The following is a 15,693-nucleotide window of genomic DNA, read 5'->3' on the forward strand; positions in this document are numbered from 1 at the left end:
AACTGGAGGTGCAGTGGCAATCTTTACGGACCCCATCAGGGAACATGCTGATTTCGGGCCGGGGGATGCGGAGTGGCTGCACCTCCTGGTGGGGGACTGGCAGATGGTGGCGGACCTGGCGTTCGCCGACCTGGCACTCTGGTTCCCCCACCCTGACCACGGCTATGTCGCTTTGGCGCACGTCCGGCCCTCCACCACGCACACGGTGTTCCATGGGGACTTCGTGGGCGAGGGGATCCGGTCTGACCTGCAGCCCCTGGTGGACAAAGCCTGGCACAGCCGCACCATCGAGCGTTCCAGCGAAACCAACTGGAGCAGCGACATGGCGTTGCGCGTCGAAGCGGTTCCAATGGTGCGCAATGGGCGGACCCTCGCCGTCGTCACCACGCACATGGACCTGTCCAGCTCGCGCATGCCGTCCCGCCTGGAGCTGACCTACCGCCAGTGCGCCTATGACCTGCTCCGGATGGGGACGCTGGGCCTGTGGCCTGATTTCGCCTCACCTACCGGCTCCCGCCGCGGTGCGCCGCGCGTTGGCGACGGACTGATCAGGCTGGACGCCGAGGGCATCGTTCAGTACGCCAGTCCCAACGGCGTATCGGCTTTCCGGCGGCTGGGTGACGGCGAATCGCTGGAAGGCCGGTCGCTGGCGGAGGTGACCGCGAGCCTGCTCAAGGACCGGCGCATGGTGGACGAGACCCTGCCCCTGGTGGTCACGGGCAGGATGCCCTGGCGCAGCGAAATCGAGTCCCGCGGCGTAAGCCTGTCCCTCCGGGCCATCCCGCTGCGCGATGAGCAGCAGCGGTTCGGCGCCCTGGTCCTTTGCCGCGACGTGTCCGAGTTGCGGCGCCGCGAAATGGAGCTTGTTACCAAGGACGCCACCATCCGGGAAATCCACCACCGGGTCAAAAACAACCTGCAGACCGTGGCGGCGCTGTTGCGGATGCAGTCCCGGCGGATGGTCAGCGATGAGGCGAAGCAGGGCCTGGAGCAGGCCATGCGCCGGGTTGCCACCATCGCCCTGGTCCATGAGACGCTGTCCCAGGGCCTGACGCAGAGCGTCGACTTCGACGAACTGATCGGCCGCCAGTTCCGCCTCTCGGCGGAGGTTGCCTCCCCATCCCAACAGGTCAAAACCGAGCGCTCCGGAACGTTCGGAGAACTGCCCAGCGATCTTGCAACGCCGCTTGCCCTGGTCATCAACGAACTCGTAACCAACGCAGTGGAACATGGACTGGCCGGCAAGGCTGGGACGGTTTGGCTGATTGCGGACCGGACGGACGGGGACAACGGCGAAGAAATCACGGTGACCATCGCCGACGACGGGGTGGGACTTCCCGAGACGCCGCACGTTGAGGGACTGGGACTGCAGATTGTGCGCACCCTGGTGACCAGCGAGCTGGGTGGCAGCATCGCGTGGCTTCCCCGCGACGGCGGCGGAACCGCGGTCCAGATCCTGTTGAGCCTCGAAGGCAAATAAGCCCCTCTCGTTACCCGCGGCGGCGGGAACGCAGAAGCCCCGGTGGCAACCTTGTGAGGTTGCCACCGGGGCTTCCGGCTAAAGCCATGGTTGGGGACCGAAGCCCCGCGGGATCAGGAGGCGCGGCGGGCCCTGGCTGCGCGGCGCTTAAGGGCACGGCGCTCGTCTTCACTCATGCCGCCCCACACACCGGCGTCCTGGCCGGACTCAAGGGCCCATTGCAGGCAGGTGTCCACCACCGGGCAGCGACGACACACGCTTTTGGCCTCCTCGATCTGCAGGAGGGCAGGTCCCGTGTTTCCCACGGGGAAAAAAAGTTCCGGGTCCTTTTCGAGGCACGCTGCGCGGTTACGCCAATCCATGCTGATCAGTCGCTCCAATTCTGGGAAAAGCTCTTGTGAAATTATTCACTAAGCGCTACAAAGGAAAAGGGCCCGGCAGGGCCCCGTTGGTCATCTGAATCCAGCCTGTCATGTTAACGCTGTGTAAACAAGGGGTAATAACGCTTGATATCCCGGGAACGCTGAGCGATACATCACACTGTGGGGGCAGGCCCGCACCACTGTCCGACTATGTCCGGTAGGGTGCCAGTGTGTCAAGACCCCCCGCACCGCCACCAGAGCCCGCCGTCCCCGCGGAGGAACCGGACAGCCGCCCGGATTCCGCTGTGGGAGACATAACCCTCCACCGCCCCCGGGCCGTCCTTGTGGTGGCCGGTATCGTGACCGCCGAGGCCACCGCACTGCTGGTGGCCGCAGCCTGGTACGGCTACCAACTGTTCTCCGGCAGCCCCGTGCTTTCTTTCTGGGGAGCCGTGTTCACGCTGGGGCTGATGCTGGCTTTTTCGGCATGGCTTTACGCCACGGCGGTTTTCCTGAGCCGCGGCTACCGCTGGACCCGGGCCGCCGCCCTGGTGGCACAGCTATTTGTCCTGGTCATCGGATTTCCGAGCATCAGTGGTGGGGTAGTGATCCCCGGCCTGTTGATGGTTATCCCGGCGATCATCGCCACCTTGCTCCTTTTCAGCAGCAAAGTCATTGGCTTCGCGACCCGGACCGGGAACCCGGCGCCCACCCTCTGACGGTCCTGCTGGTCCTGACGGTCCTGCCCAGGCCACCTGCACAGGGCGGGAACGTCCGTTGGACACCAGGACCGCCCGTCCTGGCGGGGGCCTGTCCTCGAGTTCGAAACGGATTCCCAAAAGATCCCCGTCCGCCAGGCTCCGCGGCGACAACAGCAACGCGGTTCCAGCGGCCCGGACGTCCGTGGCGAGCGGAAACCGGTGCATCAGCAGGGGGCTGAACCGGGCCGTAAAAACCACTGCGTAGCCCAGGGTGTGCACGGCTGCCAGATCCGCCAGCGCAGCGGCCGGCAGCAGGTCTGCGTCATCGGCCAACAGCACGGTACTGCGGGGGAGCCGGCCCGTGCCCGCCTCCGCCAGGGCGCGCTGGAGCCTTGGAGTTGCGTCGGCATCAGCGGCCAGCTGCAACCACCGGTCCGGGGCCGGATTCAGTGCCTGGATGGCAGCCAGGACCGCTGACTTGCCGCTTCCCTGCCCGCCCAATACCGCCAGCACGCCGCCGGGCGGGAGCGGCAGAGAAGCGGGAGCCAGTTCGTCGCCGCCGATTCCAAACACCAGTGATGGGCCTGCGGCCGCCGTGCCGGCAGCTGCAGCGTACGGGTGCGGCCCAGGAAACCGGGTCCGAACCTGACTGACCGTCACCACGGCAGGCAACGGTTCCACCTTGAAGGGACGCCGTTCGACCTGTGGCGCCACCGGCGTTCCGGGCGACCCAACAAATACCTGGCATACCGCAGCGTTGCTGCCGGCCACGGGCCCGAAAGCCACAGCCCGCCCCCTGGCGGCCGCGACGGCGGGCAGTCGCGGCCAGGCCAGGCGGCCTTCCTCCGTGGAACCGGCAGGGAAAAACAGCCTGTTGGGCAGCGCCCCGAAAAACCTTGCAGTCACCAGTTCCCGGCCGCCGGAAACAATGATGGTGATCGCTGCCTGCGAGCCATCCCGGACCAGGTCGTGAACCAGCTCTTCGGCCCACGCCAGCGGACCGGCACGGAACGCCGAAACCCAGGATCCCCAGCCGGTAATGACCAACACCAGTGGCGTGCCGGATTCTTCTCCGCCGAGCCTGCGGGCCATCTCCTGGTGCAGCAACTCGAGGACCCGGACGGCATGGCGTGCCTCATGCAGGCCGGCGTGGGCACCCGTCCGGTGATCGCCGGCCCGGTGGCGGAAGGCGCCAACGGCGTCGAGGTAGTACAGGTGGCTCTCCTGAGGGTGCGAGGCAAGCCCTATCACTGCAAGTTCCAACGCATCCAACGCTCCGGAACCGGCTCCGCCCAGCAGGGCCAGATGGCTGTCCAGGGCCGGATCCCACACCAAAGGAATGACCTGCTGTTCCGCCGGCAGGTCCAACAGTCCCAGGCCAACGGGCCGGGACTGCACGCCGGATTCGGATCCGGCGCCTGCAGGTTCCCGGCCGCCACGCCACGGCGGGCCGACAGGCCGCTGATTGTCGATTACGGGCTCCTGGACCAACAACGGCAATGGCGCTGCTACCGGCCGCCTTGGGGGCGCCCCGTTCCAGCTGGCCCACAGGTCCCTGACCAGGGCCACCAGTGGAGCTGCTGCGCGGGCAGGGGTGGGCGCAGCGTCAGGTTCACCGGAGCCGGCGCCGGGATGTTCCAACTGATCCACCGCCCGCCGCACCCATAACGGCGGCGTTGCCCGACCCGTAGCGCTGGTTGCGGTTTGAAACTCCTGGATGCATTCGCTGCCCCGGGCCAGGAATGCCCGGCCCGGTAAGCCGATGCCGATGGCGGCGGCCGCCGGGGATCTGATGATCTCCATCGATTCCATCTCCGACTGGACACGAAGGGCGATGCTGGACGTGACATTGGCCCGGATGTCCGCGGTGAGCGCACCCTGGGGCCGCTGGGTGGCCATCACCAGGTGCAGGCCCAGCGACCTGCCAACGGCAGCGATCCGCATCAGTTCACGGAGTACCTCGGGTGCATCGTCGACCAGCATCCGGAACTCGTCGATGATAATCACCAGGTGGGGGAGCGGCGGATCCCCCGGTGCGGGCAGGAAGGCGCCGAGGTCCGGGACGCCCGCAGCGGCGAGGACCCGCTCACGGAACCGGACTTCGGCACGCAGGGAGGCCAGCGTCCGATCCAGTTCGTGGCTCGAGAGGTCGGTCAGCAGACCCACGCAGTGAACCAGCCCGGCCAGGGGACCCAGGCCGGAACCGCCCTTGAAATCAATAAAAAGAAAAGTGACCCGATCCGGCGGATACGTGAGGGCCAACGCCAGGGCCAGCGTCCGCAGCAGCTCCGACTTGCCTGATCCCGTGGTCCCGGCCACCAACAGGTGGGGGCCGTCCGCTTCCAGGTCAAACCCGCACGATCCTTCCGGTCCCAGCCCCAGCGGAACTGGAAGCCCGGCCTGCCCGGCACCGGATTTCCAGCGGAAGGCCGTTTGGCCGGCAGAGGTCGGAACCAGCGCACTGAGTGGGCAGGCCGCCGGTGTTGGCTGCGTGCCCGGATCCGGACGCATCGGAGCCACTGCTGACTGACGGCAGAAGCGGCTGAAAACAGACTCTGAGGCCAGGTCCGGGACAAATTGCAGCCGCCGCGGGCCTGACTGCACGGTGGATCCCCGCCCGGAGAGGATCACAGTGGAATCGTCCGGGCCTCCTGCCGGAAAGAACTGCAGGACGCGCCAGCCCCGGCGCAGAGCCTCACCAGGCAGTCCATCGCCGGTGCTGTCTTCGGCTGGGTCTGCCGGTGAACCAAGGACCAGGAAAACGCCGGCGCCGCCATTCCGGGACAACGCATCCAGGCATGCAGGCGTGGTGGCGGTCAGGGCCACCTGTGGCAGATACCGCGCGGCCAGGGGCAGCAGCGAAGCGGGACCGTGGACAAGCACCCGGGCATTGCGGCCCCGCGGGTACCCTGTCAGCTGCATCAGGAACGACCGGCACATCCCCAGGACGAGGTCTCCGGGCCCGCGGATGGTTGCATGCCGGATACCCGGGTCCAGGGACACGGGGACAGTACCCGCTGACGGGATGCGGGCACCGGGAACAGGCGGTTCGATCAGGACATTTGCCGGCCGCCGGGCCAGGCCCAGCCGGAGCCACAGGCCGTCCGGCGGCGGATCGTCAGAGGTCCCGGCAGCCTGCCGCGCTGCCAGTGCCACCAGGGACAGGGCCGGAGCGGACTGCACCCGCCGCTGCCGGTCCTGTTCCACGGCCGACCGGACGGCCGCAGAAAGTTCGCGCCTGTAGCGGCGGGAAGCTGCCACCGGAAGGGCGACGGAGACCGCGGACACAGCAGAAAACGCCAAAAACAGCCACATCCCGGTGAAAGCCGAGAGGCCGACCCCCACCACAAGTGGCAGGAGGGCAGGCAGCAGCAGGGCCCTGCTGAACGGTTCGCTCCGGCCGGGGACAACCAAGGGCATCTGCACGGAAAGCCCGGCATCCGACAGCGGCGCCTGTGGCACATCGACGAAAACGAGGGACATGGTGGTGTTGCCGCACCGGATGCCCGACGAGGTGGACACCGTCGCCCGGTTGACCTGCACACCGTCAACCTCGGTGCCGTTGGCACTGTCCAGGTCGACAAGAACGATGTCTGTGTCCGTGACAACCAGCCGGGCATGTTCGCGGGAAAGGTCAGGGTCCGGGATGGAGATCCGCGCATGGTCGCGGCCGATGGTGTAGGTTCCCCGCCGCAGGGGTATCAGGGTGCCGGCGCCGGGTCCGCTGTGCACTGCGAGTATCAGTGACGCCGGTGGCAGGCCATGGCTGCCGGGCCGTTGGGCACCCCGGCCCTGCTGGCGGTCCGTGCGGTACCTTGCTCCGCAGGCCACGAGCACCGCCCCATTGACCAGGGGTGGCGTTCCAACGGCCAGGGAGCCCAGGTCCTGTCCCGCCACCGTCACCCCAACCACGGCATAGGACGCCGCGAGGACTGGGAGCAGGTCACTGCCGGGAGTCCCCGAAGGGGCTGCAACGGTCAGCTCCAACGGTTCCGTTGGCACCGCTGAGCCGGGGCGGCCCACCAAGGTGAAATGCAGTGTCATGGTTGTGGTCCTTACCTCGTTGCCACCACGCTAGCCAGCAGGCTTCCCGCCGTCGCGGCTGCGGGTTTCCATGTGGAAAAGTGCGGATGTCAGCGGGCGTCCGGTCTCGCCGGTGGCATCCGCCTCGGTTAGGATCGCTACACCATCACCTCCGTCCGTTTGGAAAGCAGGCGCCTCCCGTGAGCACCGTAGCCGCCAGCGCAGACGTCTCCGCGGATGCCCTGATCGGTGCCGGGACAAAAGTCTGGCATCTGGCCCAGGTCCGGGAGGCTGCACGTGTGGGGGAGAACTGCGTTGTGGGCCGGGGGGCCTACATCGGCCCCGGAGTGGTGCTGGGCAATAACTGCAAGGTCCAGAACTACGCCCTGGTCTACGAACCGGCAGTGCTGGCGGCCGGTGTTTTCATCGGCCCGGCAGTTGTGCTGACAAATGATGTTTTCCCCCGCGCAGTAAACCCCGACGGCGGCCTGAAGACTGAGGACGACTGGCACAAGGTCGGCGTCACCATCCTGGAAGGCGCCGCTGTGGGTGCCCGCGCCGTCTGCATCGCCCCGGTGACCATCGGGGCTTGGGCCACTGTGGCAGCAGGCGCCGTTGTCACCAAAGATGTGCCGGACTTTGCCTTGGTCGCAGGGGTCCCGGCACGCCGGATCGGGTGGGTAGGGAAAGCCGGGCAGCCGCTGCGGCTGGAGGGACAGGACTGGGTTTGCCCGATCACCGGAGCGCATTACCGGGAACACGACGGGACCCTGCGGGAGGCCTGATTCATGGGCCGTGCGTGCCGCCGATATTGGTTGGCTTCATACCCCCTCAGGTACGCTAGAGCCGCAGACCCTGCACAACAGGGTGCTGCCCGCTTTCTATCCAGGAGATTTTGTGACCGCTGACCTCGTTATCGTAGGGTCCGGCTTTTTTGGCCTGACAATTGCAGAGCAAGCCGCAACGGAGCTCGGGCTCAAGGTCGTTGTCCTCGACCGCCGCCACCACATTGGTGGAAACGCATACAGTGAAAAAGAAGAGCAGACGGGAATTGAGATCCACCGCTACGGCGCGCATCTCTTCCACACCTCAAATGAGCGGGTCTGGGAGTACGTCAACCGCTTCACCACTTTCACAAACTATGTGCACAAGGTTTACGGCGTCCACAAGGGCGAGGTCTACTCACTCCCCATCAACCTGGCCACCATCAACCAGTTCTTCCGGGCCAACCTCACCCCGGGCCAGGCCAAGGACCTGATTCAGGAACAGGCAGGCGAACTGGCGGGAACCGATCCGCAGAACCTCAATGACAAGGGAATCCAGCTGATCGGCCGGCCCCTATATGAGGCCTTCATCAAGCACTACACCGGTAAACAGTGGCAGACGGACCCCAAGGACCTGCCGGCCGGCATCATTTCCCGGCTCCCGGTGCGCTACAACTATGACAACCGGTACTTCAACGACAAGTATGAGGGCCTGCCCACCAACGGTTACACGGCCTGGATCGAAAAAATGGCAGAACACCCGAATATCGAGGTCAGGCTCAACACCGACTTCTTCGACGAAAGCCACGAGTACAGCAAGGAAAAGGTGGTTGGCACCATACCCGTCATCTACACCGGGCCTGTCGACCGCTACTTCGATTTCTCAGAGGGCGACCTTTCCTGGCGGACCATCGACTTCGAAGAGGAAGTCCTCGACGTCGGCGATTTCCAAGGCACGTCAGTGGTGAACTACAACGACGCCGACACTGCCTACACCCGCGTCATCGAACCACGGCACTTCCACCCCGAGCGGGAGTACCAGACTGAGAAAACCGTCATCATGCGCGAGTTCTCACGCGCGGCCGAAAAGGGCGACGAACCCTATTACCCCATCAACACGCCGGTGGACCGTGACCGCCTGCTCAAGTACCGCGATCTTGCAGCGGCGGAAAAGGACGTCCTGTTCGGCGGGCGCCTGGGTACCTACAAATACCTGGACATGCACATGGCCATCGGCTCTGCCCTGGCAATGTTCGATAACAAGATCCGGCCGCATTTCGAGAGTGGCGCCAAGCTGGAAAGCGGAGGCGTCGACGCATGAACGAAGCTCCGGGCTGGGCCACCCTTCAGCGGGTGATTTTCCCGCCGGAGTCCGGGGTGGACACCATGTCGCTCTATGCGGACGCCGGCCCGGCCACCGGGGCACGGTTCAAGGAGAGCGATGAGTTCGCCAGGAACACCAAGCCTGTCGAGGAAAAACTCCACCTTGTAGGTTCAAGCTCACGCGACGTTCATTTCGATGATCTGCTGTCGCGCCACTCCATCCGGGTTCGGGCGGGCGAGCAGCTCTCCCTGGGAACGTATTTTAATGCCTTCCCTGCAAGCTACTGGCGACGCTGGACCCCGTTGCGCGACATCCGGCTTGTGGTCGAGACGGCAGGACACGGCTCCGTCGCGGTCTACAAGTCCAATGCCCGCGGCACCGTTCAGCGGGTGGACGGCGCGAGGGTGGACGGCGACAGCCGGACAGAGTTCCTGCTGTCCATCAAACCGTTCGGTGATGGCGGCTGGTACTGGTTCGACCTGGCATCGGGCGCCGGGGACCTTGTCCTGAAGGAAGCCCGCTGGGAGGGACCGCCGGCACTTCGCGCCGGGAAGCAGGCCACCATCCAAATCACCACCATGGACAAGCCGGACTTCTGCCTGGCCAACATCCGGACACTGGCCGACCACCCCGAAGCGCTTGAACTCGCAAGGGAAGTCATTGTTGTCGATCAGGGCTCCCGGAAAGTCGTCGCCGAGCCAGGCTTCGCTGATGTCGCTGCGCGGCTGGGATCCAAGCTTCGCATCATCAACCAGGCCAACCTGGGCGGCTCCGGCGGCTTCGCCAGGGGCATGTACGAGGGCGTCAACAACGGCAGCGACTATGTCCTGCTGCTTGATGATGATGTGGTCATCGAGCCCGAAAGCATCCTGAGGATGATGGCATTCTCGGGCCGCTGCAAGAAACCCACGATCGTGGGCGGGCACATGTTCGACCTTTACAGCCGGAGCACCCTGTATTCGATGGGTGAGACCATCGACGCGCGGACCTTCTCGCCGAGCCAGCCGCACGAGGACATGCAGATGCGGCACGACTTCAGTGTGTCAAACCTTCGTCAGACTCCTTGGCTCCACCGGCGCTTCGACGTTGATTACAACGGCTGGTGGATGTGTATGGTCCCCACGTCGATCATCCGCGATATCGGCTTGCCGCTGCCGCTTTTCATCAAGTGGGACGACTCGGAATACGGGCTTCGCGCACGGGCTGCCGGATACCGCACAGTTTCGCTGCCCGGCGCGGCCCTCTGGCACATTTCATGGCTGGACAAGGACGACCTGGTGGGCTGGCAGGCCTACTTCCACAACCGCAACAGACTGATTACTGCGCTCCTGCACAGCCCGCATCCCAAGGGCGGGGATGTTCTTGCCAGGTCGTTCCAGGAAGACGTGAAGCACCTTGTTTCGCTCCAGTACTTTACGGCACAAAACCGCCTTCAAGGCCGGGACGACCTGCTCGAGGGACCTGGCCGCCTGCACCCGACACTTGGCACCCAACTGGCCCGCATCAACGAGGCCCGCAATTCCTACACTGATGCACAAATGGTGGAGGACGTAGACGACTTTCCGGCGCCCGCCTTGGGGGCAGGACTGTCGGCGGGATCCGACAGCAGGATGCCTGCGAAGAAGGACATGGTCAGATGGGGTGTGGCCACGGTGGCACGGCAGTTGCTCAAACAGCCTTCAGCGGAGTCACTGGAGCGTCCCCAGGCCTATCTTGCGCACCTTGATAACCGCTGGTTCCGCATTGCGAATTTCGATTCGGTGGTTGTTTCAAATGCCGAGGGCACCGCTGCGTCCTGGTACAAGCGCGATCCCCGCAAACTGAAAGCCATGCTCAAGCTCTCCGCCGTGCAGCATGCCAGGCTGTTCAGGAACTGGAACTTCCTCGCAGAAACCTACCGCTCGGCCCTGCCGGACCTCGTATCGATGGAATCCTGGCGGAAAACCTTTGATGATGCAGGCAAGTCGGCCGCTGGCTCTGAATAGCCGTCCTGGCGCGGCTGCCGGTCGGCTGCAGCCGGCCGGGGCGCGCTGGGCCGGATGGTCAGCCAGCGGTGCAGGCAAAGCCCGCTGACAGCGAGTACCAGCAGGTACATGGCCGTCAGGCCCTGCCAGGTTCCCGGGGGCTGCCAGAGCGGCTCGAGCATCTCTGTCCAGTTGACGTGGTCCTGGATCCCCAACGTGTAACGGCGCATTCCTTCAAGGAAAACGTACGTGTGCGCCAGGATGGCGAGGACGATGCTCCACCGGAGCAGCGACGAGCCCCATGGTGTCACTTTGTACGGGCGGAAGCGGACGGTGACGCCGGCCGCCAGAATCATCGTCACAACCATCGCCAAGGCGTACCGGCCCTGCCAGATCCAGCCCAGCTGCTCACTGGAACTTGCCTGCAGGACAACAGGAATCACGAGCACGGTCAGCGTGAGCAGCACCATTGCCCACCGCCCACGGACCGGACGGGACGTATAGGCGAGAAGCAGCATGGCCCCGAAGCCGAGGACCCAGGCGTAGGTGGCGGCGACGGGCGGTTGTGTGTCGAGCCAACCGAGGACACCCACGTACTGGGCCATGAAGGCGACTGTTTTATCCACCATTTCCACAGCCGCCACGTCTGCCGGGATGGATTCACTGCCGGCCAGGAGGCTTTCGAAGCTCTTTGCCGAAACAACCCACCAAAGTGCGAATGAGCATGACAGTCCCACGGCCAGGACGGCGGCCTGGGCCCGCCTGTCCCGCAGCGCCCGGAAGAGTGCAGGGGCGCTGTGACAGAGCATGGCGGAAAGGGCGGCAATGGCAAGCCAGAGCAGGGAAAGGGGCCGGGTATGGGCCAGCAGCGCACCAGCCAGCGCAAAAATGACAAGCAACAGGCTGCTGATTTTTGTTTTACGGGCGGACTGTTCAAGGATGGCGCAGAGGCTCATGAACACCGCACCTGATGCAGCGATTTCCAGGGCGTTGGGATTAATGGCGCCGGTGAGGAAAAATACGGACGGCGTCAGGGCGATGGCGCCGGCAATAACAGGCCTTTGAAAGCGGCGAAGGGAAGCAGCCGCACAAAAGATTGACGCAAGAAAAAATGAAACAAGCCAGGTGTTGATAAGCCGCATCGCATAAATGGCCGGCTCGCCGCTGAGGCCCCGGCTGCCGAGGCCAACAATTGCATAGTAGACAGGATTGTAATTGCCGGCCGACGTCTTGGCGGGAATCCAGGTCCTGTCGCCGGCATCAATTTGCTGTGAGCAGTCCGGGGTGACATCCGACTTTTGGGCAAAGCAGCTGTACTCGCCAAGGTGCGCAATGTAGCCCGGGACATTAACGGTGAGCGGCTCACCCTGAATGCCGGAGCTGCTGCCGCTGAATTGTCCCCTCGCCACGGCTGCGGCTTTGATGGCGTGGGCGGGCTCGTCGGGGACCGACATAAGGGGAGAAGCGAAGCTCCAGATCGACCCCAGGCAGCCAAACAGCAACCAAGCGGTGACCAGGACGCGGACCGGGGAAGGTAGCTGGTTGAGGCTGGATGAACGACTGTTTTTGGGCGCCAGAGCCTGCCTCTTGAAAATCTGCATGATAGTTTAAATGGTACTTGGAGCTGTGCCGTTCGCTGGCTGAACACTCCGTACCACTGGAGAGGCCACCCATCATGCGAAAATCTGCTCCCAGGGAGTCGTCCGCCTCAGCGGCGACCGCAGCAGACCCTGCCCCGTCAAACCTTGCGGTGGTCCTTTACCGGCATCCGATAGTCCGGTTCCTGCTGGTGGGCGGGTTGTCTTTTGCGCTTGACTTGGGGCTTTTGGCGATATTCCATGAGGTATTCGGGGTGCCGCTGTGGATTGCCACGCCCATCGCATTCCTCATCAGCCTGGTATTCAATTTTCTGTTGCAGCGGATTTTCACTTTCCAGGCGAATAACAATGGAAGCGTCAGCGCGGCAAAATACGTGCTGCTGGTGATTGTTAATGTCTTGGTCAGCGATTTGATTGTCACCGGCTTTGACGCGGCGGGCTGGTCATATATTTTTGGAAAGGCATCGGCAACAGCGCTGACGACAGTTTGGAATTACTTCCTCTACCGGCACTGGATTTTCAAGCGCGTTCCCGAAGAGTACAGCGGTTCCTGAACTATCCAACGAGACGGTTGTGCCCTCTGGCTTGCATGGTTGTGCCGACACGACGAAGTCCCCGTCCCGGAAGGGATGGGGACTTCGTCGTTTCAGTCCGTAGGGCCGGTCTCAGCCCGGATGCCGCCGGGAGGCATTCGTGTTCCCGCACCCACCGGCGAACCCGGCACAGGAGCGCTGGGCAGCCCGCTGGGCCCGGTGGATGGAAGGGGCGGGCTGGGCTTCCCGGTCCGGACCGGGCTCTTGCCCCCGGGACGCCACACGGGAAGCTGCTGTCCGCCATGCAGGTACCGGAAGAGAATCAGGCCTCCTGCCGCGGTGACCAACAGATAGGCGACGCTGAGGACAAACCAACCAAGTGGCGGCTGCCAGTGGGGGGACGAGAAGAGGGTCTGCCAGTTGGCTATTTCGCTGATACCAACAACGTAGCGCCGCAGCACGTAGACGAAGGTCAGGGTGTGGCAGAAAACCATTACCCAAAAAACGACCCGTGAGACCCTGACGGCAGCCGGGCTGGCGGGGAAGCGGAGTTTGCGTAATCCGAGTCCCACGCTGATGAACAGGACCATAACGAGGGGCAGGGTGTACCGGCCCTGCCAGATGAATCCCATCCCCCGCCACAGGGCGGTCTGCAGCAGCGCCGGCACCAGGTACAGCATGGCCAGGGCCACCCAGTAACCGGTCCAGTGCCGAAGCGGCCGGACGCAGAAGGGGACAATCAGTGCTGCCACCATCAACCCGCCCCAGACAAGCTGGACCAGTTCCGGCGCCGGTGTGTCGAGCCAGCCCATGGTGCCGATGTACTGCGGGAAGAAGTCGTAGGTGCGGTCAAGCATGATGATGAATCCGCGGTACAGCGGTGCATCGGGATGCGGGCTTGCAATGCCTTCCGGCGCCACGCCCACGTTTGCGGGCCCGTTGGATGCCAGGTACATCCACACCAGGCCCAGCACGGCGCCGGGGACCGCCAGCCCTGCGGCTATCAGGACGCGCTTGTCACTGAAGACGGCAATCGTGCGGCGGAAGCGGAATGAACAGACACCGACTACCAGGGCGCAGAGCAGCCAGATCAGTGATATTTGCCGGGCGTTGGCAAGGACCACCGTTGCCGCAGCAACCGTCGCCAGGGCCGGAATCACCCTTTTGGTATTACGCCAGTTGTCCAGCACCACAACGAATCCCGCGAAAGCGGCCATGGTCGCAGCGATTTCCAGGGAGTTCGGATTGATGCCACCGCCCAGGAACAGGACCATTGGCGTGACACTCAGTGCAGCAATCAGCACCGGGAATTTGGGGCGCCTCAGTTCAGTAAGGGCTGTGAAGCCGGCGGCAAAGAACACCGCACACAGCAGCGCGCTGACCAGGCGCATTGCGTAGAGGGCCGGCGCGCCGGACATGAACAAAGTGGGCAGGCCAACCACCCAGTAGTACATGGGGTTGTAGGACCCCGCGGACGTCACCCCGATGTTGGTGAACGTATCGTCCGAATAGATGGGGGCAGTGCAGTCAGCCGCTTGGGTGCGGTTGAACTTGTAGCAGCTTTGCGCGTGCAGGCTGGCGATGTAATTGGGAACCCGGACATGGACACCATGGCCGAACGAAGTGCCTTCCTCGACCAGGACCTGGCCCCGGACCACGGCAGCGGCCTTGATGGTGTGTGCCGGTTCATCGGGAGCACCCATCAGCGGGGTAGCCAAGGACCACAGACCGAACAGGAGGGAGAAGATGGCGGTGAGGAGAGCGAACGTCGGCAGCGGCCGGGGAAGGCTGCGGCGTCCGGTGTTTTTCGTAAGGATGGTCATTGTCCGCCTCCAACGGTGCTGATGAGCCTGCGGGCGTCGGCAATGGCTTTTTTACCCGGAGACATCACGAACGCGAACGCATTGGCGTTCTTCTGCGCCTCTTCACTCAGGACGCTTTCAGCCATCGACTGGGTCAGCCTGCCCAGCTCGGGTTCCTCGTACTGCCGGCAGACGTAGACATAAATGACTGTCGCGAGCGCGTAGCCGGATCGGCCGTCGAGGCCCTGCACCACGGACCTTGCCGAGGACTGGACTGTGCCTGTGCTGACGGCGTCGACAACCGAAGTGGCCTGCAGCCGCCGGGGCTTGCCGTCGAAGACCAGTTGCGCGGCAGTAAATCTGTTGCCGATGATGCTGCCGTCCAGGATCGACAGCCCGCCGTCAGTGTCGTCGAGCTTGTTCGCAAGGTCCAGCGGCGGTGAGGATACCTGTCCCAGGACCGTTGACGGCAAGGAATCAGGGGTGGCAGGCGTCCAATCCACGCCGGCATCCCGGCCGAGATAGTCGTTGACCGGTCGGACAGTGTCCGATGGACCTTCCGGGACCAGCACCGTGATCCCGAGATCCGGCAGGTCTGTTTCGGGGTTCAACTCGAGCAGGCGCGGGTCGTTCCAGCGTGTGATCCGGCCTTCAAGGATGCCGGCAAGGACCGGCGCATCCAGCACCACGTCACTGACGTCCTTGATCTTGATGGCTACACCCACCGGCAGGACTCCTGCAGCGAAGGAGACGGCACCGTCGGCCGTGCACATCCCGCGCACGGACGCGGCCACATCGTCCGGAAGCGGGGATGAGCCAACAGCAAAATGGGCCTGCCCGTCCTGGAAAGCCTTGAGGCCGGGGGCTGTGCCGTCCGGGGAGTAGCTTACCGAGGCGCCCTTGACGGCTTCGCCCCAGGCCAGGCCCCAGGCACTGACTGACCCCTGGGCGGCATTGCTGCCGATTCCGGTCAAAGCACCCTGGATGGTACCCGGGGGAGTGGTTGAACAGGCAGCCAACGACAGGAGGCCCACCAGCAGTCCTGAAGTGCGTATTTTATTGCGGTTGGAAAGGTGAATCACGTGTCAAGCCTAATGCCCACACCCGGCGGCGACGGGCAGGCCGCCTCCCGCGGGACGCCC

General features: G+C 64.3%; 10 protein-coding genes and 1 pseudogene. 6 read left to right on the forward strand and 5 right to left on the reverse strand.

All coding sequences use genetic code 11. The annotated features are described in order from the left end of the window. Positions 1 to 13 precede the first annotated feature (13 nt). Positions 14 to 1,480 (forward strand): sensor histidine kinase, encoded by a 1,467-nt coding sequence (locus tag ACU18_RS11060; protein ID WP_050685605.1) that lies wholly within the window; start codon positions 14 to 16, stop codon positions 1,478 to 1,480. A 113-nt stretch (positions 1,481 to 1,593) separates the two neighbouring features. On the opposite strand, the gene ACU18_RS11065 is transcribed toward ACU18_RS11060, so the two are convergent. Further along, complete coding sequence (locus ACU18_RS11065; RefSeq protein ID WP_015937605.1) at positions 1,594 to 1,842, reverse strand: WhiB family transcriptional regulator; 249 nt, start codon at positions 1,840 to 1,842, stop codon at positions 1,594 to 1,596. Between the two features lie 230 nt (positions 1,843 to 2,072). On the opposite strand from ACU18_RS11065, the gene ACU18_RS19650 reads away from it, so the two are divergent. After that, positions 2,073 to 2,561, forward strand: coding sequence for a hypothetical protein (locus ACU18_RS19650; RefSeq protein ID WP_442853709.1), 489 nt, complete (start codon positions 2,073 to 2,075; stop codon positions 2,559 to 2,561). 1,806 nt (positions 2,562 to 4,367) lie between these two features. Here ACU18_RS19650 and ACU18_RS20230 read toward each other — a convergent pair. Further along, positions 4,368 to 6,587, reverse strand: a pseudogene (locus ACU18_RS20230) (FtsK/SpoIIIE domain-containing protein); the annotation flags it as partial. 179 nt (positions 6,588 to 6,766) lie between these two features. On the opposite strand from ACU18_RS20230, the gene ACU18_RS11075 reads away from it, so the two are divergent. The 3 genes from ACU18_RS11075 to ACU18_RS11085 all read left to right on the forward strand — a co-directional run bounded on the left by ACU18_RS11075 (position 6,767) and on the right by ACU18_RS11085 (position 10,639). Beyond that, positions 6,767 to 7,351: an acyltransferase gene (locus ACU18_RS11075; RefSeq protein WP_050685606.1), complete on the forward strand. Its 585-nt coding sequence runs from the start codon at positions 6,767 to 6,769 to the stop codon at positions 7,349 to 7,351. A 112-nt stretch (positions 7,352 to 7,463) separates the two neighbouring features. Then, positions 7,464 to 8,651 (forward strand): UDP-galactopyranose mutase, encoded by a 1,188-nt coding sequence (glf, locus tag ACU18_RS11080; RefSeq protein ID WP_050685607.1) that lies wholly within the window; start codon positions 7,464 to 7,466, stop codon positions 8,649 to 8,651. Next, positions 8,648 to 10,639, forward strand: coding sequence for a glycosyltransferase (locus ACU18_RS11085; protein ID WP_050685609.1), 1,992 nt, complete (start codon positions 8,648 to 8,650; stop codon positions 10,637 to 10,639). Before glf ends, ACU18_RS11085 begins: the two co-directional genes overlap by 4 nt. On the opposite strand, the gene ACU18_RS11090 is transcribed toward ACU18_RS11085, so the two are convergent. Then, entirely contained in the window at positions 10,549 to 12,219 is a 1,671-nt protein-coding gene (locus ACU18_RS11090) for a DUF2142 domain-containing protein (protein WP_082178291.1), read from the reverse strand. The genes ACU18_RS11085 and ACU18_RS11090 overlap by 91 nt on opposite strands. 74 nt (positions 12,220 to 12,293) lie before the next feature. Between ACU18_RS11090 and ACU18_RS19310 the strand changes: the two genes are divergently transcribed. After that, positions 12,294 to 12,770: a GtrA family protein gene (locus ACU18_RS19310; RefSeq protein ID WP_082178292.1), complete on the forward strand. Its 477-nt coding sequence runs from the start codon at positions 12,294 to 12,296 to the stop codon at positions 12,768 to 12,770. Between the two features lie 92 nt (positions 12,771 to 12,862). On the opposite strand, the gene ACU18_RS11105 is transcribed toward ACU18_RS19310, so the two are convergent. Then, the gene (locus ACU18_RS11105) at positions 12,863 to 14,572 is read right to left on the reverse strand and encodes a DUF2142 domain-containing protein (RefSeq protein WP_050685613.1); all 1,710 of its coding nucleotides are present in this window, start codon (positions 14,570 to 14,572) and stop codon (positions 12,863 to 12,865) included. After that, positions 14,569 to 15,633, reverse strand: coding sequence for a substrate-binding domain-containing protein (locus ACU18_RS11110; protein ID WP_082178293.1), 1,065 nt, complete (start codon positions 15,631 to 15,633; stop codon positions 14,569 to 14,571). The genes ACU18_RS11105 and ACU18_RS11110 overlap by 4 nt, the downstream gene beginning before the upstream one ends. Between the last annotated feature and the right edge of the window lie 60 nt (positions 15,634 to 15,693).

Origin of the sequence: Arthrobacter sp. ZBG10 (assembly GCF_001238605.1) — a bacterium.
In the GTDB taxonomy this organism is placed as follows: Bacteria; Actinomycetota; Actinomycetes; order Actinomycetales; family Micrococcaceae; genus Arthrobacter.

Excerpts from the sequence above, each read along its gene's own strand:
- ACU18_RS11065 (WP_015937605.1), bottom strand. The coding sequence starts at position 1,842 with ATGGATTGGCGTAACCGCGCAGCGTGCCTCGAAAAGGACCCGGAACTT.
- ACU18_RS11085 (WP_050685609.1), top strand. The coding sequence starts at position 8,648 with ATGAACGAAGCTCCGGGCTGGGCCACCCTTCAGCGGGTGATTTTCCCG.
- ACU18_RS11090 (WP_082178291.1), bottom strand. The coding sequence starts at position 12,219 with ATGCAGATTTTCAAGAGGCAGGCTCTGGCGCCCAAAAACAGTCGTTCA.
- ACU18_RS19310 (WP_082178292.1), top strand. The coding sequence starts at position 12,294 with ATGCGAAAATCTGCTCCCAGGGAGTCGTCCGCCTCAGCGGCGACCGCA.
- ACU18_RS11105 (WP_050685613.1), bottom strand. The coding sequence starts at position 14,572 with ATGACCATCCTTACGAAAAACACCGGACGCCGCAGCCTTCCCCGGCCG.